Source organism: Rahnella perminowiae, assembly GCF_019049695.1.
GTDB lineage: Bacteria > Pseudomonadota > Gammaproteobacteria > Enterobacterales > Enterobacteriaceae > Rahnella > Rahnella perminowiae.
Map to the genome: position 1 here is coordinate 1 of NZ_JAFMOT010000167.1, position 19609 is coordinate 19609.

The 19609-nt window shown below is 50.1% G+C and carries 17 protein-coding genes; 9 read left to right on the top strand and 8 right to left on the bottom strand.

Annotated elements, in window-relative coordinates; genetic code table 11:
* The first annotated feature begins 229 nt into the window (after positions 1 to 229).
* Positions 230 to 502 carry a helix-turn-helix domain-containing protein gene (locus J1781_RS08010; RefSeq protein ID WP_129954313.1) on the top strand — a complete coding sequence of 91 codons (273 nt, stop codon included), beginning with the start codon at positions 230 to 232 and terminating at the stop codon, positions 500 to 502.
* A gap of 44 nt (positions 503 to 546) precedes the next feature.
* Here J1781_RS08010 and mdh read toward each other — a convergent pair whose 3' ends face one another.
* Positions 547 to 1485, bottom strand: coding sequence for a malate dehydrogenase (gene mdh / locus J1781_RS08015; RefSeq protein ID WP_129954311.1), 939 nt, complete (start codon positions 1483 to 1485; stop codon positions 547 to 549).
* Between the two features lie 463 nt (positions 1486 to 1948).
* On the opposite strand from mdh, the gene argR reads away from it, so the two are divergent.
* From argR to yhcN (J1781_RS08030), 3 genes are all read left to right on the top strand, one after another.
* On the top strand, positions 1949 to 2419 hold the full coding sequence (gene argR / locus J1781_RS08020; RefSeq protein WP_095923673.1) for a transcriptional regulator ArgR: 471 nt from the start codon (positions 1949 to 1951) through the stop codon (positions 2417 to 2419).
* Positions 2420 to 2871: 452 nt separating this feature from the next.
* Entirely contained in the window at positions 2872 to 3135 is a 264-nt protein-coding gene (gene yhcN / locus J1781_RS08025) for a peroxide/acid stress response protein YhcN (RefSeq protein WP_129954309.1), read from the top strand.
* Positions 3136 to 3336: 201 nt separating this feature from the next.
* Positions 3337 to 3600 carry a peroxide/acid stress response protein YhcN gene (gene yhcN, locus J1781_RS08030; protein ID WP_129954307.1) on the top strand — a complete coding sequence of 88 codons (264 nt, stop codon included), beginning with the start codon at positions 3337 to 3339 and terminating at the stop codon, positions 3598 to 3600.
* 307 nt (positions 3601 to 3907) lie between these two features.
* Here yhcN (J1781_RS08030) and mpl read toward each other — a convergent pair whose 3' ends face one another.
* Entirely contained in the window at positions 3908 to 5293 is a 1386-nt protein-coding gene (gene mpl / locus J1781_RS08035) for a UDP-N-acetylmuramate:L-alanyl-gamma-D-glutamyl-meso-diaminopimelate ligase (protein WP_217218898.1), read from the bottom strand.
* Positions 5294 to 5460: 167 nt separating this feature from the next.
* On the opposite strand from mpl, the gene fbp reads away from it, so the two are divergent.
* Positions 5461 to 6465 (top strand): class 1 fructose-bisphosphatase, encoded by a 1005-nt coding sequence (fbp, locus tag J1781_RS08040; RefSeq protein ID WP_129954303.1) that lies wholly within the window; start codon positions 5461 to 5463, stop codon positions 6463 to 6465.
* A 125-nt stretch (positions 6466 to 6590) separates the two neighbouring features.
* Here fbp and J1781_RS08045 read toward each other — a convergent pair whose 3' ends face one another.
* The gene (locus tag J1781_RS08045; RefSeq protein WP_129991637.1) at positions 6591 to 8162 is read right to left on the bottom strand and encodes a methyl-accepting chemotaxis protein; all 1572 of its coding nucleotides are present in this window, start codon (positions 8160 to 8162) and stop codon (positions 6591 to 6593) included.
* Positions 8163 to 8478: 316 nt separating this feature from the next.
* Between J1781_RS08045 and ppa the strand changes: the two genes are divergently transcribed.
* On the top strand, positions 8479 to 9009 hold the full coding sequence (gene ppa / locus J1781_RS08050) for an inorganic diphosphatase (protein WP_129954299.1): 531 nt from the start codon (positions 8479 to 8481) through the stop codon (positions 9007 to 9009).
* 116 nt (positions 9010 to 9125) lie between these two features.
* On the opposite strand, the gene J1781_RS08055 is transcribed toward ppa, so the two are convergent.
* From J1781_RS08055 to tamA, 3 genes are read right to left on the bottom strand one after another with little or no spacing between them, the layout of a single operon-like run.
* The gene (locus J1781_RS08055) at positions 9126 to 9479 is read right to left on the bottom strand and encodes a gamma-glutamylcyclotransferase family protein (RefSeq protein WP_013573790.1); all 354 of its coding nucleotides are present in this window, start codon (positions 9477 to 9479) and stop codon (positions 9126 to 9128) included.
* Positions 9480 to 9510: 31 nt separating this feature from the next.
* The gene (gene tamB / locus J1781_RS08060) at positions 9511 to 13326 is read right to left on the bottom strand and encodes an autotransporter assembly complex protein TamB (RefSeq protein ID WP_217233423.1); all 3816 of its coding nucleotides are present in this window, start codon (positions 13324 to 13326) and stop codon (positions 9511 to 9513) included.
* Positions 13323 to 15059, bottom strand: coding sequence for an autotransporter assembly complex protein TamA (gene tamA, locus J1781_RS08065; RefSeq protein ID WP_129954295.1), 1737 nt, complete (start codon positions 15057 to 15059; stop codon positions 13323 to 13325). The genes tamB and tamA overlap by 4 nt, the downstream gene beginning before the upstream one ends.
* 271 nt (positions 15060 to 15330) lie before the next feature.
* On the opposite strand from tamA, the gene msrA reads away from it, so the two are divergent.
* Complete coding sequence (gene msrA, locus J1781_RS08070) at positions 15331 to 15966, top strand: peptide-methionine (S)-S-oxide reductase MsrA (protein ID WP_408004151.1); 636 nt, start codon at positions 15331 to 15333, stop codon at positions 15964 to 15966.
* A gap of 227 nt (positions 15967 to 16193) precedes the next feature.
* Positions 16194 to 17543: a polyamine export protein PaeA gene (locus tag J1781_RS08075; RefSeq protein WP_129954291.1), complete on the top strand. Its 1350-nt coding sequence runs from the start codon at positions 16194 to 16196 to the stop codon at positions 17541 to 17543.
* Positions 17544 to 17656: 113 nt separating this feature from the next.
* On the opposite strand, the gene J1781_RS08080 is transcribed toward J1781_RS08075, so the two are convergent.
* Positions 17657 to 17863 (bottom strand): stringent response modulator YtfK, encoded by a 207-nt coding sequence (locus J1781_RS08080; RefSeq protein WP_014333674.1) that lies wholly within the window; start codon positions 17861 to 17863, stop codon positions 17657 to 17659.
* A 303-nt stretch (positions 17864 to 18166) separates the two neighbouring features.
* Between J1781_RS08080 and J1781_RS08085 the strand changes: the two genes are divergently transcribed.
* Positions 18167 to 18724, top strand: a complete 558-nt coding sequence (locus tag J1781_RS08085) for a YtfJ family protein (RefSeq protein ID WP_217219316.1) — start codon at positions 18167 to 18169, stop codon at positions 18722 to 18724.
* A gap of 36 nt (positions 18725 to 18760) precedes the next feature.
* Here J1781_RS08085 and cysQ read toward each other — a convergent pair whose 3' ends face one another.
* Positions 18761 to 19507: a 3'(2'),5'-bisphosphate nucleotidase CysQ gene (gene cysQ / locus J1781_RS08090; protein ID WP_129954287.1), complete on the bottom strand. Its 747-nt coding sequence runs from the start codon at positions 19505 to 19507 to the stop codon at positions 18761 to 18763.
* Positions 19508 to 19609: the final 102 nt, after the last annotated feature.

Sequence of the window (19609 nt, forward strand, 5' to 3'; positions counted from 1 at the left end):
CGTTTTCATTTTAATGTTATTCAATGTAAATATTATAAACCGATACAAATCACAAAAAGCAAAAGGAATTTACTTGTTTGTCTAAATCAAAATAAGAATGTATTTTCTAAATAAGTAAAATAATGGATTTTAGGAAACATTGATATGGTTGATATAATGAGTGCACTCAGTATTGAAATCTATGTTTAATAAAATATTTATTGAAAGTCATTTTCAGAAGGAAAATATCATGACGACAAGGAATGAAGACTGGCATCAGGCAGATATTATTGCAGCACTGAGAAAGAAGGGCACCACACTCGCAGCAGTATCACGATCAGCAGGCCTGAGCTCTTCGACACTTTCTAATGCCTTATCACGGCCGTGGCCAAAAGGAGAATTGCTTATCGCTGGTGCTTTGGGTGTCCATCCCTCGCTGATCTGGCCTAGCCGGTATTTTGATCCCAAAACCTCACAAATCATCGAACGCCGTTGCCGTCCGACCCATGAAACACCGCGTTAAGAAAAGCAAAAGCCGCCAGTTAACCCGGCGGCTTTGTTCAATGATCACTTATTAATAAACTGTTCACCGAGCTCAATATCTTTGCGAAGAATATCCAGCATAGAATCCAACGATTGTTGTTCAAACGCACTGAGCTGACCGACATCGATAAGTTCTGCAATACCATTTTTGCCTAACAGAACGGGTTGTGCGAAAAATCGGGCATGATCGCCTTTACCTTCCACATAAGCACATTCCACCACATTATTTTCACCCTGCATCGCCCGTACCAGTGAAAGTCCGAAGCGTGCAGCCGCCTGCCCCATCGAAAGCGTCGCAGATCCGCCACCGGCTTTAGCTTCCACCACTTCAGTCCCGGCATTCTGAATACGTTGAGTCAGAGAAGCAATCTCGCTTTCAGTGAAAGAGATATCAGGGATCTGGGACAATAAAGGCAGAATCGTCACACCAGAGTGGCCGCCGATAACCGGCACTTCGATATCTTCCGGTGGCTTACCCTTCAGTTCAGCCACGAAAGTATTGGAGCGGATGGTATCCAGGGTCGTTACGCCAAACAGTTTGTTTTTGTCGTAGACACCAGCATTTTTCAATACTTCCGCAGCAATCGCGACTGTGGTATTTACCGGGTTAGTAATAATGCCGATGCAGGCTTTCGGGCAGGTACTGGCAACTTGTTGGATCAGATTGCGCACAATCCCGGCATTCACATTAAACAGATCTGAACGATCCATACCCGGTTTACGTGCCACCCCCGCAGAAATCAGGACGATGTCGGCCCCTTCCAGAGCGGGTTTAGCATCTTCACCACAGAAACCTTTAATTTTAACCGCGGTAGGGATATGGCTGAGATCGACGGCGACACCCGGAGTGACCGGTGCGATATCATATAATGAGAGTTCGGAACCGGAAGGTAGCTGGGTCTTGAGCAGAAGCGCGAGGGCCTGACCGATACCACCCGCAGCACCTAGAACTGCAACTTTCATCCTATACTCCTTTTTTATCATTAACTTATAAGTGTCGTGGAATTAATTGGGTGTGACCTTAATCACTTACGCCGTTAAAAACAATCGCTTACCTGCAGAGAATCTGAGGTGGGTCGTTTAGAAAGTAAAAAAACACCTCCTGGTCGACCTTTTCCGCTTTTAATCACTTTTTATCGGAAAGCTTCATCATTAAAAGTAGCACCACAAAATAGGCCAGGTTAATAAATGGTTAAATTCGGTCCAATGTGAGAGCTGAATCGAGATCATGAGAGTAAACTCTTGTGCAATATAGCTCAGCCGTAATGCAAAATTTTGGCATATTCATGAAATCATCGTGGGAAATTCGTCACTTACATTCCTTGTCGCAAGCTTAATTAATGATTTTTGCAGTTAACCTCTGTTGCATAAAAATTCAATTATCTGCATAATCAGCCCCACTATGATTCAGAGACCAGGGTGCAAAATGCGTAATCCTGCTAAACAGGAAGATTTGATCAAAGCCTTCAAAGCGCTGTTGAAGGAAGAGAAATTCAGTTCTCAGGGCGAGATTGTTGTCGCTCTTCAGGATGATGGTTTCGAAAATATCAATCAGTCAAAAGTCTCAAGGATGCTGACAAAATTTGGTGCCGTCAGAACCCGTAATGCGAAGATGGAAATGGTGTACTGCCTGCCTGCTGAGATTGGCGTGCCGACAACGACCAGCCCTCTGAAAAATCTGGTGCTGGATATCGACTATAACGATGCCGTTGTGGTGATCCGAACCAGCCCGGGAGCCGCACAACTGATCGCGCGTTTACTTGACTCCCTGGGGAAATCCGAAGGGATCCTCGGAACCATTGCCGGCGATGATACGATCTTCACGACACCGGCCCGCGGATTTAGCGTCAAACAATTACACGATGCGATTCTTAGTTTGTTTGAGCAAGAGCTATAGGGCTGCAACATTTTGCTCCTTTTGACGCCCTCATTCTGTGCCTGAGGTCAGAAGATCACTCCCTCTGACCTCATTCAATACACTTCCCTTCATTTATTACTGCCTTTGCGTTTATCAAAACAGCCGCCCGCACACCCCCATTTCGGTTAAATTCCGTCACAAACCACGCCATCCCGTCACATAAAGTTTTCCAGTATGTGATTCACAGCAAAAATAAGCACAAATAGTCAAATTCATTCAACTTATTGATTTTACGAAAAATTAACCTAAAAAGACCATTTTTTACTCTTTTTTTATGCTTTTTTGTTATTAAAAATACAAATAGTTGACATATAACAACCCAAATTACTATTAGCCCGCTATTAATTTATACCGTGACTAGATGTATACTCATTTCCGTGGTGTGAAGCACCAGTTGTTAGAAACATAATAAAATCGACGAGGTCAAAATCATGAAAGTTAAAACTACTATCGCAACATTAAGCATTCTCTCTGCATTGTCATTTGGTGTTTTTGCAGCACAACCTGTTACGCAAGAACAAGCTTCAACAATGCAGCCAACAGGCATGATCAGCGTCAGTGGCGTAGCCGGCGCCCCATCAGATATCCGTCAGGCGCTGTCAGATAAAGCCGATACCAAAGGTGCTAAAGCGTTCCGAGTTATCGAAGTTCGTGAGGAAGGTAACTACCACGCGACCGCAGAAATTTACCAATAAGTTCAGGTAAAAGAAGCGAAGGGGCCTGAATGACTCAGGCCCGCGCAATGCGCACTAAGAAGGATTTGTCACTGCACCATCTACGTTCCCGCACGCTTTACGTGCTCCTGAACCCGATATTACAGCCCTGATAAATCCAAACCTCAATTGACGTTGCTCTCTGATGAAAAGCACCAACGTCTGTATATTCAGGAAAATATCATGAAAATTATTACCACTATTGCCGCACTTAGCCTGTTGTCTGCTGTTTCTTTTGCTACCTCTGCCGCGCAGCTTGTCACAAACCAGCAAGCAGAAAATCTGCGACCTATGGGCACGATTAGCGTCAGTGGCGTCAACGGCGTGCCAATGGATATCCGCCAGCAGTTGTCTGATAAAGCTGAAAGCAAAGGCGCGAAATCTTTCCGTGTGATCGAGGCTTATAACAACGGCGCTTATCACGCGACAGCAGAAATCTATCAATAAGATTTCTGAGTTTCTCACTGAGATAAAACCACTGTTTGAGTATTTATTGAATTAGCGTTACCGGGTTTCAACAGCCACAAACCAGTGATAATGAGCGCTGTTGAGGCTGGAAAGAAAGTTGACACTGCCACTGCCTGACTCTCTTGCTAACGATACCCTCGTCGTCCTGTCCGACGACACCCTTTGGCCCTCAACTTTTCGAGGGCTTTTTTTTGCCCGTTAATGACTTGAATGACTTGCTCCGGCCACTCACAGACATAAAAAAAGCACAGCGACTGCTGTGCTTAACTCTCATAATGCGCCAGGATTATTGCTCCGGGACGGTTTTCGCTTTAACAGCCAGTGCCGCCAACAGCTTTTCATGTATGCCACCAAATCCGCCATTGCTCATGACCAGAATATGATCGCCAGGCTGCGAGGCCTTAATCACCATATCCGCCAGAGAATCGACATCTGCACTCCAGTGAGCTGGCTGAATACAATGTTCAGCCACTTCGGCCACCTGCCAGGGAATGTGCTGTGGCTGTAAAAGGAAAACTTCATCAGCACGGCCCAGCGAAGGTGCCAGTTCATTTTTACTCATGCCCATTTTCATGGTATTTGAACGGGGCTCCAGCACCGCCAGAATACGCGCAGTTCCGCCGACTTTGCTGCGCAATGCAGCAAGCGTCGCCAGTATAGCCGTCGGATGGTGAGCAAAATCGTCGTACACGCAGACGTTATTTTCTACGCCGCGCAATTCAAGGCGACGGCGGGCATTAATGAAATCGCCAAGTGCCCTGCAGGCATCTTCCGGCTTCACACCCACATGGCGTGCAGCAGCAATCGCCATCAGACCGTTATGCATGTTGTGCTCGCCAACCAAACTCCAGTTCACCTGCCCGACGGCTTCGCCATGCAGATAAACCTCGAAAGTGCTGGAATCCGGCGTCAGTTTTTTCGCATCCCATACACAATTTTCGGCATCACCGACAAATTCCTGCTCACTCCAGCACCCCATTGCCATCACTTGTTTCAGCGGCGTGTCGTGCTCAGGCAGAATGATTTTCCCCTTGCCTGGCACCAGACGTACAAGATGGTGGAACTGTTTCTGAATCGCTTTCAGATCATCAAAGATGTCAGCGTGATCGAACTCAAGGTTGTTGAGGATCAGCGTACGCGGGCTGTAATGAACGAATTTGGAACGTTTATCGAAGAACGCACAGTCATATTCGTCGGCTTCCAGCACCATAAACGGGCTGTTGCCCAGACGCGCGGACACCTCAAAATTGCCCGGAACGCCACCGATGACATATCCGGGTTCATAACCACAAGCCTCCAGGATCCACGTGACCATGCCGGCAGTGGTGGTTTTACCGTGCGTCCCCGCAACAGCAATGACCCAGCGCTCTGGCAGGACATGATCATGTAACCATTGCGGGCCCGAGACATAAGGGATCCCCTGCTCCAGCACGGCTTCGACGCAAGGATTACCGCGCGTCATCGCGTTGCCGATGATCACCAGATCCGGTTGAGGATCTAACTGGGCAGGATCGTACCCCTGGATCAGGTCGATTCCCTGATTTTCCAGCAGCGTACTCATCGGTGGATAAACGTTATCGTCCGAACCGGTTACCTGATGCCCCTGTGCACGTGCCAGCATCGCCAGCCCGCCCATAAACGTGCCGCAAATCCCAAGAATATGAATGCGCATATATTTTCCATTAATGCCTTTAAGTCAGCCGCTATTCTAACGCTCAGAATCCTCCAGAAGAAATGGATTTGCCTATGATTCATCCATATATTTGGGCTAAACTGCTCACGTTCTTGTGAAATTTTTATTAACGTACCGTTATCTATCCTCGATTCAGGGAAAGTGTCATGAAAACGTTAGGCGAATTTATTGTTGAGAAGCAGCAAGATTTTCCACATGCAACGGGTGAACTCACGGCGTTACTTTCAGCAATAAAACTCGGCGCTAAAATCATTCACCGTGATATCAACAAAGCGGGTCTGGTCGACATTCTGGGTACCAGTGGTGCAGAGAATGTGCAGGGTGAAGTACAGATGAAGCTTGATCTGTACGCCAATGAAAAATTAAAAGCCGCAATGAAGGCGCGTGGTGAAATTGCCGGTATCGCATCGGAAGAAGAAGATGAAATTGTCATTTTCGAAGGTGAACGCGCTGAAAACGCAAAATACGTCATTTTGATGGATCCGCTGGATGGTTCTTCAAACATCGATGTTAACGTCTCTGTCGGAACAATTTTCTCGATTTACCGCCGTACTACCCCGCTGGGCCAGCCGGTAACAGAAGCTGACTTTCTGCAACCGGGGAACCGCCAGGTTGCCGCAGGCTATGTGGTGTATGGATCCTCCACCATGCTCGTTTACACCACCGGCGCAGGCGTGCATGCCTTTACCTATGATCCTTCACTCGGTGTTTTCTGTCTCTCTCATGAAAAAGTCTGTTTCCCTGAAAAGGGCAATATGTACTCAATCAACGAAGGCAACTACATTAAATTCCCGCTTGGCGTTAAAAAATACATCAAGTATTGCCAGGAGCAGGATGAAGCGACGCAACGCCCTTATACCTCACGCTATATCGGCTCGCTGGTGGCAGATTTCCACCGCAACCTGCTGAAAGGTGGCATCTATATTTATCCAAGCACGGCCAGCCATCCGAACGGAAAACTGCGTCTGCTGTATGAATGCAACCCAATGGCTTTCCTGGCCGAGCAGGCAGGCGGTAAAGCCAGTGACGGTAAAAACCGTATTCTGGATATCATCCCGCAGAAACTGCATGAGCGTGCACCCTTCTTTGTAGGCAACTGTTCGATGGTTGAAGACGCAGAACGCTTTATCGCCCAGTTCCCGGATGAATAACTGAACGACATATCAGAATCATCACAACATGAGCGTGGTCGCTGTGTAGCTTCGCATTGACCTGAATGTAAAAAGGTGACCTTAGGGTCACCTTTTTTATTGTTTACCGTTCAGGATTTCTGTTCTCAGAAATGATCGGCGCGATTGAGTTTAAATACCGCCATGCTTTTTGCCAGTAACTGCGCCTGCTCTTCCAGTGAACGCGTGGCTGCTGTCGCCTGCTCCACCAGCGCGGCATTTTGCTGCGCCACCTGATCCATCTGCGTAATCGCCACGTTCACCTGTTCGATGCCGTGCGTTTGTTCTGTCGTCGCGATAGAAATTTCACGCATCAGGCTGGTCACACGCGTCACTTCGCCGGAGATTTCCAGCATAGTGTCTGCAGCGGATTTCACCATCTCTGAACCTTCAGCGACCCGGCTTTCAGAATCCACGATCAGTTCTTTAATCTCTTTGGCAGATTGAGCACTGCGTTGCGCCAGGCTTCGCACTTCACCCGCCACCACGGCAAAGCCGCGGCCCTGCTCACCTGCACGCGCAGCTTCAACCGCCGCATTCAGCGCCAGAATATTGGTCTGGAAGGCAATGCCATCAATGACCGTAATAATATCGCCGATACGTTTTGAGCTCTCTGTGATGCCCTGCATTTTATCCATGACCTGATGGACGACCTCACTGCCTTTATTCGCAATCAATGACACACTTTGCGCCAGCTGATTAGCCTGGTCAGAGTTTGCCGCATTCATGCGAACGGTTGAAGTCAGTTGTTCCATACTCGCGGCAGTTTCCTCCAGCGACGCTGCAGATTCTTCGGTGCGCTGCGCCAGGTGGACGTTACCGGCAGCCAGCTCGCGCGAGCCGACATCGATCTGATTTCCGGCATCACGTACGCGACCGACAGACAACGCCAGTGAATCCTGCATCTGCTTCATCGCTTTCAGCAGACGCCCCATTTCGTTATTACGGGAATCATCTATTTCGTGGGTCAGATCGCCCCTGGCGATATATTCAAGCTGCGCGATAGAGAAATTCAGCGGATGCATAATGATTTTTTGCAACGCGAACCACGCCAGCACAGCGATAATCAGCGCGATGATAAAACTCGTGATAATCACCGTCAGCTGAATACGTGCATTGGCGCGGGCCTGTTCGATCCGCTGACGGGTGTTATCTACGGCGTAGGTACGGAAATCCGCCAGCGCTTTATCATAAGCATTGCTGTAAGGCGTGATTTTATTTTCCAGCACATCGTAATAGCCGTCTGCACTTTGCGCCTGGATTGCTGCCAGCAGCGGCATTAATCCGTTAGCTTTATAGGCATCATAGGTTTTCTTCACCGCATCGGATAAATCTCTGCCTTGCTGAGTATCATCCTGGATGCTGACAAATTTCGCCAGATCGGCATCGGCTTGTTGGATATAACCGGCAATGCGGTTCGCTGTATTTTTCGCATCATCCATCATGCCAATTTCCAGCTGACGCACCGCCACACCGCTGGCAACACGCGTGCGCAGCGAAAAACTGTAGCTGTCGGCCAGTGAACCCAGTTCATCGCCCTGAAGCTGGTTAATGTGTTGCAGCGAAATCGCACTTTGCCGGATGGCATTTGCACCCAGTACGCTAACCAGCAACAGAATCAATGTCATAACTACCAGCAGGCCAATCAGACCGGCTTTTACGCTCAACTTATTCAACATACGGTGTTATCCAGCCATTCAGGTGAAAAGGAGTTGCATCAGATGGGTAGGGATCAGGTTAATCCTGATTTTTTGTTTGAATATTGTTATCGGCAATAGTTTGAATATCTTGATAAGAAATGGAAAAACAGGCAGTTACGCGGAAAAATGTCAGGCAAGTAAATTTTACTGCCAGGACGGAAGATTCAGCCGGGGTTGAACAGCAGGTCATGCCGGGGAATGCGCATATACGATTCGATGAAAAGGGCGGGAAATCGCGGGAGAGTTGGCTATAATGTGCAGCACTCTATTCCTGGTTCAACGAAGGAAACCAACAATGAGCTTACTGAATGTGCCGGCAGGCAAAGAACTGCCAGAAGATATCTACGTAGTGATCGAAATCCCTGCAAACGCAGACCCAATCAAGTACGAAGTAGACAAAGACACCGGTGCACTGTTTGTAGACCGTTTCATGTCTACTGCGATGTTCTACCCGTGCAACTACGGTTACATCAACCACACGCTGTCTCTGGATGGCGACCCGGTTGACGTTCTGGTTCCAACACCATACCCGCTGCAACCAGGTTCTGTGATCCGTTGCCGTCCGGTAGGCGTTCTGAAAATGACGGACGAATCTGGCGAAGATGCGAAAGTTGTTGCGGTTCCGCACACCAAACTGAGCAAAGAATACGATCACATTAAAGATGTGAATGACCTGCCAGAACTGCTGCGCGGCCAGATCACCCACTTCTTCGAGCAATATAAAGCGCTGGAAAAAGGCAAATGGGTCAAAGTTGACGGTTGGGCAGATGCTGCTGCAGCAAAAGCTGAAATCGTGACCTCTTTCGAACGTGCTAAAAACAAATAAGTTTTCTGCCGTTTGAACGACCAACGTTCGGATAAAAAAACACCGCCAGATGGCGGTGTTTTTTTATGTATTAAGCGCTGTCAGACAACGATTATTTTAAGACGACCTTGCTCAGATTACTCACTTACTGCTTCGTTACGCTTAACCCAGTCGCCACCCTCAATTCTCGGCACACCATCCAGTGAGCGAATGTAGAGGTAAATCCAGGCGCTGCCATAAGGTGTCGAAATCAGCTCACGACGATAATCTTTCGTATTACTTTTCAGCTCATCTAACTCAGCCATAATGGACGAGTTAATGCGGTAAACTTCGCAATAGACTTTGCCTTCCCCTGGTATAACAGCAGGATAATGACCCAGATTATACAGGGCGTACCCTTCCAGCTCATGGTCACCCAACCATTGAGCATTCGTCATCCAATGACTGTTGCCTTGCTTGCGTCGTAAGCTACCGTAAACAATTATTCGCATGTTTATATTCGTATAGTAAAAGTCACATGAATTAGAACTCAAACTGATAGAGCAAATCCAATGCCTGATCGATGCCCGATACCGCCTGCAGGTAAAGTTTGGGCATCAACCGGTAGCGCAGGGTGAGCGTTGCCAGTGAGTCGAATATTCCGACGCCATATTTCACCTGTAAGCCCGGCAAAACATAACCACTGACCACGACCTGAGAGCTGTCTCCCACGCCCTGAGTATCCAGCGCCAGATTGCTGACACCGAATGCCTCGCCGATTTTACCCACAAGTTTACCACTTTGCGCAACCCCTAACCCGATAAGGGCTGAAGTCATTGCGCCGCTGTCTCCTCCGGAGTTGTCTAGTCCTTGCCCGCGAAGCAGGTAGGACAAGGCTTCCTGCTGCGACATCGCCGGATCTGAGAATATTTCAAGTTTAGGCGCATCAGCCTCACCGGTCACTCTCAAACCAGCCACTACATCATTTTCTGTCGCATCCGGGTTGCGGATCGCTTCCAGATTCAGTAGCGGTTGGTCCGCCGGACCGGAAAACAGCAACTGGCCTTTACGCACAATAAGATCCTGCCCGTAGGCATGGAAGCGTCCGGACGGAATATTAATTTGCCCGTTCAGTCCCAGACCTCGGCTGTCCTGTGCCACTTTCAGCGCACCTTCCAGCCGGGCTTTCAGGCCAAAGGCATCGAGGCGGACATCTTTACCAATGTTCACCATCAGATTGCTATTGATCGGAATAGAGGCTGAAGCCGGTGCGATCGGCTGACGCTGATCGTTGAGCATCACTTCATCCGACGATACGCCTACAGCGCTTTCCGGTAACTCCTGCACCGTAATGCGCGCCCAGGGAATATCTACCGTTCCGTTTAACGAGAACAACTGCGGTGTGGCATCAAACACTAAATCCGGCGAAACGTCCAGACGGACCATCGGCGGCACGGAAACCCGCACTTTGTTGCCCCGGGCCGCAATCCGGGCGCGCCAGGCGTTAAGCTCACTCCAGTCGGCGTTACCGTTCAGTTCGAGCTGGCCCTGTGCCGTTTTGATTACCCCTTCCATGATGGAAGACATGCCGTTGAAATTGATGCCTATATTGGCATCAGTGATATCAAACGGCATAAATTGCGCGTCAAAATCCACATCGGTTAGTGCCAGTTTGCCGAAGACCAGCGGCTTCTGTGCATTGCCGCCGAGACGCAGACTGGCATTCAAAATACCCGAGGCTTTTTCACCGTCCATCAGCGCGGGCTGCAGCAAGTCCATTGAGATACGGGCAATATTCACATTACCGCTGAGGTTACGTTTTCCCTGCGGATCGGCAATCTGGATGCTGCCGTCAAGCTGACCGTTGTGAGTGATTTTAATCAGCCAGTCGAGACTGGCACGCCCGTTGTTCAGCCCGGCGTTCAGATTCAGCGTATCAAATGCTACCGGCAGCGGGCTGCCCTGTACCAGTTGCTGAACTTTGACACCTTTACCCACCAGTGAAACGCTGGCCTGCGGCAGACCACCTTCCGCTTTCCAGCTCACATCGGCTTTCCCACTGAAAACACCACTCAGTTGTGTGTCATCTGTCAGGAAAGGTTTGATCATCGCCAGGTCAAAACGGTTGAGTACCACACTCGCCTGTCCGCTGGCGCCGGCATCAATTGTTTTCGGCACACATAAATCCGCGTTCGGGTTTTGCCAGCAATGCGGGCCAACGGTAATTCGCTGCTCTTTATTGAAATAATCCAGTGCAACCGAACGGTTCAGACGCCATTGTCCGACCGGGGTATCAAACAAAGTATTGGTGATACTGCCTTTCCATTCCTCGGTCGCACGGTCAAAACTACCGTTCAGCGCCAGGTGACCTGAAACCGGTTTGCCCTCAACTTTTAACGTCAGTTCATGTTTTTTCTCGTCACCTTTGGCATCGAGATTGATATCGGTAATATCCAGCGCATCCTGTTTAAGCTGCTGAACACGCACGGCAAGGTTGCCCTGGATCTGATCGGTAGAGCTGACATCGCCTTTAATATCCACGCGGCGCACCGTCAATGCCTGCCATTTCAGACCCGTCGCGGTCAGATCCGCCAGCAACTTCGGTGCCTTGAGATCCCCGCGCAGTTGCAGCATTCCCTTCACTACGCCGCCCAGCCCCGGTAAAGCGCCATCAAGATGCGGCGCGTCCACTTTGGCGTCCAGATCCCAGGTATCGCTGAGTGTGCCTTTTACATCCAGATTGTTGCGGCCCAGTTCCAGGTGCAGTTGTGGAATATCCCACTGACCGTAACTGTTTCCACGCACGTTACCCTGCGCTTTAACGGCGTTTTGCTTAACATTCCCGGTCAGGTCCAATACGGGGATCTGCATCTGCCACGTACCGCCATACAGGCTGCCGCGCGTGGTGATTTTGCCCTGCAACTTCGACGGCCAGTCCGGATATTGTTTGGCTGTGTTAATGCCGGTCAGCTTCAGTTCACTGTTCCAGCTGATGGCTTTACTCCAGTCCACCACACCGGTCAGGTCGGCATTCCCTTCCAGCGCGGCCAGACGCAGTAACTTCAGCCTGAACTGCTCAACATTGCCTGTACCGTCAAGCGTCAATGTGGCAGGCGGGATCTGATCGCCTTTGAAATCGGAACGTAGCGAAAGTGCGTAACCGGTCGCTTTACCGCTGACGTTAAACGTGAAACCTTTCACCTGATATTGCGGTGTACCGGTCAGCGGCCATTGCAGCGCATCGCTGCTGAGTTTCAGGTCCAGCGGCAATCCGGCTTCTGCCAGTTGCGTTTGCAGCGCAAGCTGAGCACGGACCGGGCCGGAAAGATTTAGACCAACATCCAGCTTATCGCGCAGCCCGCCCGCCACTTTCAGTTTGATCTTCTCGCCTTTCAGCGGATCGATATTCACGGCGGTATTGACGGTCATTTCAACCGGCCAGTTCTGGTTGAGTGTCGCCTGCCCCACACCATCCACCGAGCCCTGCGGCGAGCGAACGATCAGTTTATCCAGCGTCACACGCTGATTTTGCGTACTGGCTTTCAGCTCGAAACGGGTGATCAGCACATCAGTGTCACCGGTGAGGCGCAGGTTTTCGGCGAGAATTTGCTGAATATCCAGATCGACCGGCAGACGGAAATCAGGGAGCTCAGGCAGCAGCGGTTTGGCGAACAATGCCTGCAAGGTTTCACCCAGCGGCTTCTCCGGCACGACCGCCGCCGGTTCCGCTGGTTTGCCGGTCGCTTTTTCGACGGCTTTATCCTGCGCGGCCTGCACCACTTCCGGTAACGGGCTGACCGGCGTTTTCGGCAGCGCAATCAGTAATCCGCCAATGCGCGTGGGCATCAGTTGGATTGCGCGGCCTTCCCAGCGGGCCCCTGTACGGAATGACGCCAGAGAAATAGCCCGGTCATCCAGCGTGATATTAATGTTATCCAGCGTCAGTAAGCGCAACGTGATCGGATACGGCGTGCTGAGATTGGTCAGCGGCTCGCTGTTTTCGGGCTCAGGTTGTGCGGCGGCGGGTGTCATTTTTTGGGTATTGACCACCACATTAACGTCTTTAACCCGCAACGCATTGACGCACAGCGCGCTGTTTTTCAGGCAGGAGAAATCAAGGGAGAGGTGAAACTCCCCGGCTTTGACATCAACGCCCGGCATTTCGTAATGCACACCTTTCAGCGTCAGGTCACGCCACCCACCTTCGGTACTGGCAATGTTCAGCCCCGGCACAAAGCGGTTAGCGCCGTTGATTAACAGATGCAGGCCGGTTTGTGTGCCGACCAGAAAGGCCACCAGGCTGATTAACAACACCAGGAAAATCAGGAATCCCAGGCAGATCTTTTTAAATAAACTCATAATTCCGGACCCAAGCCGATATAAAACTGCAATCCATGCTCATCTTTGTCACCCACAGGGGCGGCAACATCGAGTTTCACCGGGCCGATCGGTGAAGCCCAGCGCACACCCACACCCGCACCGGTTTTGAAATCGTTTTGTGTAATGTCATTAACCGCCTCGCCGGAATCGACAAACACCGCACCCCACCATTTTCCGGTTACGTTGTACTGATATTCCACCGAACCGGTGCCCAGATAGGACGCACCGGTCAGTTTGCCTTCGTCATCCCGCGGAGAAATGGATTTGTATTTGTAGCCGCGAATGCTGCGGTCACCCCCGGCGAAGAAGCGCAGGGACGGCGGCACACGCTCAAAATCGTTGGTTTCAATCCAGCCGAGATTGCCACGAAATACGAAACGATGTTTGTCAGCCAGCGTACGGATCCAAACGTTTTGCGCCTGAACGACTGCAAAATCGACGTCAGACCCCCAGGTGGTGTTGGACACATCAAGAGAATAACGCTGGGAATCGCCCCAGGTTGGCATCAGGCCGCCGCGCTGACGCGTGCGGTTGAGACTGACGCCCGGGTAGATCAACATGGTGGTATTGGTGACGCTACCCTGCGTAAAGTGATCGAGGCTCCAGCGCAGATTGACCGCATGTTGCCAGCCGCTGGAAAGATCCCAATAACGCGCCAGGTTCACCGTCGTGGAATCTGAATTGGTATCGTTAAGATCTTCACGTTTGAAGCCGCCCTGCACCAGATAGTATTGTTCCAGCGGGGATTTCAGCAGCGGAATTTTATAACTGAGATCTAAAGATTGCTCCGGTCCGGAAAGCGTGGTTGAGGTTTCAAAACTCTGCCCGCGATCGTTAACCCACGGTTTCTTCCAGTTGGCCGTCACCCGCGGGCCGATGTCCGTGGAATAACCGATACCGGTTTCGATCGTATTTTCGGTACGCGGTGACACCACGGCATTCAGCGGCAAAGTTTTCGTGGTTTTGGCATCAGTAAAATCTGGGGACACGACAACGGAATTAAACCACCCGGTAGCAGACAGGCGACGGTTAAGTTCAGCCAGTTGCGCGGTGGTGTAATAATCGCCCTGATGGAATGGCACCAGATTTTGCAGATATTCATCACGGATCTGCGATCCCTGATAATGGACGTCACCGAAGCGGTAACGCTCACCGCTGTCGAACTGAATGTCCCAGAACGCTTTGTGTTCATCTTCGATGACACCCAGCTGGCTTTTGCGCATCGTGGCGTCAAAATAGCCTTTGCGCAGGGCAATGCCGGTCAATGCGCTTTTGAAATTGTCGTACGTCCCGTGGTTTAAAATCGTCCCTACCGCAGGTACATCGCGCTGTTTGAGCTGTTCGAATTCATTATCTTTTTCCGCCTGCCCTTCAATCACTACGCGGGTGCCAGCGATCTTTACGGGTATTCCCGGTGTCACTTTGGCAATCAAAACCGGACGCCCCGGCGGCGGCGTTTCACGGTAATCAAAATCGATGGTCGGCGAATAATACCCCAGTGGCCGTAAACCCTGCTCAATGGCGGTACTCACACGGGCACGGAACCGTCCGTTAGCCCCGACTTCATCGCTTTGAATTGATGATAAACGAACGCGGACGTTCCTTTCTAAATCGCCATCCAGGCCTTCCAGTTGCAAACGCACCTTCGCTGCCATGGAAAGTGAGGGGGCCAGCAGTACCAATAACAAACCCAGTTCACGATATCGTGGCACACGCACTCCTGCTAAATTTTACTGTCCTGTTAAAATATCAGATGCCCGCCGGAGATTATCCGCCCGTCTTTGGCAGATTCATCTTTTTAACGTCTGATGAAAGCATTTTAGTGCTAATCCTCTGAAAATGTTCAACGACGAAGCAACGTCCTCCGTATTGTGTGCAAAGACGCAATCAGATACAACTAACACTGACCTGTGGTCGTTGTTATTCGTACCAACTTTTTGTTACAAACCTCGTTCACTAAAGCAACAACTGGAGTTTCCCGTGGTGCAACTTTCCGATAAAACGCAGTCTGTCACTCAGGCAGAAGCGTTACCTGGCCGTACAACCCCTATGCCGGTGGCGACCCTTCATGCAGTAAATGATCATTCAATGACACATGTCCCTGATAACATGGAAGTCGCGATTTTTGCGATGGGCTGCTTCTGGGGTGTAGAACGTTTGTTCTGGCAACAGGAAGGGGTTTACAGCACGGCAGCCGGTTACAGCGGCGGTTTCACACCGAACCCGACCTATCGGGAAGTGTGCACTGGCCAGACAGGCCATGCGGAAGTCGTGCGTGTGGTCTTTGACCCGGCGGTAATCAGCTACACAAAACTGCTGCAGATTTTTTGGGAGAATCACGACCCGGCGCAAGGCATGCGTCAGGGCGGCGATATCGGCACGCAATATCGCTCCGCGCTGTATGTGCTGAGTGCAGAACAGCAGGATCAGGCGCTGGCAAGCCTGGCGAGTTTCCAGCAAGCGATGGACGAAGCGAACGATAAACGCACCATCACCACGGAAATCACCGAAGCCCTGCCGTTCTATTATGCAGAAGACGAACATCAGCAATATCTGTTTAAAAACCCGGAAGGCTACTGCGGATTAGGCGGCATCGGCGTCTGTCTGCCGCCGCAATAATGCGGCATTTTTAAGCGCTGGCGGCAGTCTCAGTGCTGCTGCTATACTATGCGGGTCACAAATGTGGCACTTGAAACTATTTCTGGCAATTATCTTTGTTTTTCATTCTTAACGCTTTTTTCTTCTGAACAACTTTTTAATGGTTTTCTTAAAATGGTGTTCTTTAAGCAACAAAAATAATGAGTGCCTTTCCCTGCCGGTTAAGTTCGGTGTTAAACGGATAGATTATGTTAAACAGTATCTTACTGATTCTCTTATTAATCGCGATCAGTGCCTTTTTCTCGCTGTCTGAGATATCGCTGGCCGCTTCCCGCAAGATAAAACTTAAACAGTTGGCAGACGAAGGAAACGTCAATGCCGCCCATGTTATGAAATTACAGGCGACGCCTGGTTTGTTCTTTACGGTTGTGCAAATTGGCCTCAATGCCGTCGCGATCCTTGGTGGTATTGTGGGTGATGCCGCATTCTCCCCTGCTTTCCAGACGTTTTTCATCCGCTTCATGTCGCCTGAACTGGCGGATCAAATCAGCTTTATCTGTTCCTTCGTGTTGGTTACCAGCTTGTTTATTCTGTTTGCTGACCTGACACCGAAGCGCATCGGTATGATTTCACCTGAGTCGGTTGCCGTCCGTATAGTCAACCCGATGCGTTTCTGTCTGATGATCTGCCGCCCGATGGTGTGGTTCTTCAACGGAATGGCCAATACGATCTTTCGCATTTTCAAACTACCGATGGTGCGCAACGACGACATCACCTCCGACGATATTTATGCGGTGGTAGAGGCTGGTGCGCTGGCGGGTGTGCTGCGTAAGCAGGAACATGAGCTGATTGAAAACGTGTTTGAGCTGGAATCCCGCACTGTACCGTCTTCCATGACATCACGTGAAAGCGTGATATTTTTTGACCTGCGTGAAAGCGAAGAAAGCATTAAAGAGAAAATCGCCACCCACCCGCATTCCAAATTCCTGGTATGTGACGGTCATATTGATCAGGTTGTCGGTTATGTCGATTCGAAAGATTTACTGAACCGCGTGCTGGGTAACCAGAGTTTAATGCTGAGCAGCGGCGTGCAGATTCGCAATGCGCTGATTGTGCCGGATACCCTCACGCTCTCCGAAGCGCTGGAAAGTTTCAAAGCGGCGGGTGAAGACTTTGCCGTTATCCTCAATGAATATGCGCTGGTAGTTGGCATAATCACGCTTAATGACGTGATGACAACCCTGATGGGTGACCTTGTCGGTCAGGGCATGGAAGAACAGATTGTGGCACGTGACGAGCATTCATGGCTGATCGAGGGGGGGACACCTATCGAAGACGTGATGCGCGTACTGCATATCGAGGAATTCCCGCAATCCGGCAACTATGAAACCATCGGCGGCTTTATGATGTTCATGCTGCGTAAAATCCCGAAACGCACAGACTTTGTGAAATTCGCCGGCTATAAATTCGAAGTGGTCGACATCGACAGCTACAAGATTGATCAGTTACTGGTGACGCGTATTGTCGATCAACCGGTGACCCCTCTGTTGCCAAAAACGCCGCAGGAAATTAAAGACGAGAAGAAAGCGCAGGGGTAAGGCGTTTTTTTGCAAGCATGGAAAATTCAAATATCAGAAACACTAACGGCTCCTGCAGGGAGCCGTTTTTTTTTGCGTACGCTGCGAAATCGCAGTGACAACACGCAAGGCCATTAGCCCATTTCTGTCTGTAAATGCGTAACCTGCCGGTTAACTTCAGACATCACGCTAAAATGGCGCTTATCACGAACCTTGGGCAACAAAATCTTGCCATGGTCAAACTCAAAAGCGCCGACGTCCTTGATATACAAACGTCCACGAAACAGTGTCTTAACGTACTTTGCGACTTTCATCGGATTGTAACGCTGGAAAATTCTCATTTTTCTATTGTTCTCCGTTAAATCACTACAGTACCGGCCACGTCGCAGGGCGACAGATACCGGGACAGAAAAATATAGTGAAGAGACCTATAACATAGCAGGGCAGTCAGGCATTGCCAGTGGATTTAACTGCTTTTACATTGCTTTTCAGTATTGTCTTAAACCCTGACATTCAAATGCAGTATAACCCTGCCTTATGTGGCAATTTTGTAACCAGCAACACAAATTTAACATACCAACAGGACAGACCACTTACAGCGTCCTATGATTGGCGTGACTGTTCTTTTGTGCCCCGGAGAATCTATGCTTTTAAGAAGTCTTTTTGTGATCAGTTTTATGACATTTTCGCTTTTTGCCTCTGCCCACAACTTTACCGTGGGTCAGCGTCTGGCACCGGTCGGGGTGGATGATAAAGGCGAACTTAATGACATTAATGATGTGTTCAGTTACAGCAAATGGAACAGCGCCAAACTGCCTGGAAAAGTGCGTATCGTGCAGCACATGGCGGGAAGAAGCAGCGCTAAAGCGTTGAATGAGCCATTGATCAGCGCCATCAGAGCAGCAAACTTACCGCATGACCGTTACCAGACCACCACTATCGTCAATACTGACGATGCTATTATCGGCACCGGCCTGTTTGTGCGCAAAAGCATTGAAAGTGGCAAACGTGAATTTCCGTGGTCGCAGGTGATTGTCGACAGCAACGGCGTGGTGAAAAAGGCGTGGCAACTGCAACCGGAAAGCTCGGCGGTAGTGGTGCTGGATAAAAACGGAGTGATTAAATTCGCTAAAGACGGACAATTGTCGCCGCAGGATGTTCAGCAGGTGATTACGTTGGTGGATAGCCTGGTAAAAGAATAAAACGTGAAAACCCCGGCCACAAACCGGGGTGTCATATCAGAATAAAGACACTCTGAAGCCCGGATTCAGGAACGACTCGCGTGGCACATAGTTCAGCGTCTGGCCTTTCCAGTCATGTACCTGCGCTCCGGCGGCCAGCGCGACAGCATGCCCGGCACCGGTATCCCAGATATTGGTCGGCCCGAAGCGCGGATAAAGCTGCGCAGCCCCTTCAGCCACCAGACAAAACTTCAGTGACGAGCCAATCGCCACAGTCTGATGCTCGCCCAGTTGTGCCAGATAATCCTGCAATTCAGGGTCATTACTGAAGTGTGAACGGCTGACAACCACCAGCGGCGGATGTGCTTCTTTCACGGCAATCTGCTGACGCACGCCCTGCTCTTCTTTCCAGGCTTTGCCTTCTGCAGCGCTGTACATCACTTGGGTCACCGGCACGTACACCACGCCTAACACCGGAATACCGTCTTCGATCAGCGCAATATTCACAGTGAATTCACCGTTACGTTTCAGGAATTCTTTGGTGCCATCCAGCGGGTCAACCAGCCAGTAGCGTGTCCAGGTCTGACGTTCACTCCAGCTTTGCGGATCTTCCTCCGACAGCATCGGCGTTTGTGGATCCAACCTTTGCAGGCCGGCTTTAATCACGTGGTGCGCGGCAATATCGGCTGCCGTGACCGGTGAATCATCTTTTTTATGGCGTGCGTCGAGCGGTTGTTCACCGTCATACACCGCCATGATCGCGTCACCGGCATCGCGCGCTAACTGACAAATCTGCTCTAACATCGTTTACCTCAGGGCATTAATTCTCATGACTAAAGCCTAGTTTTTTTTACTACGAATAGCTATCCCGTAATGTAGTCAGCCCATAAAGTTGTTATATCTCAC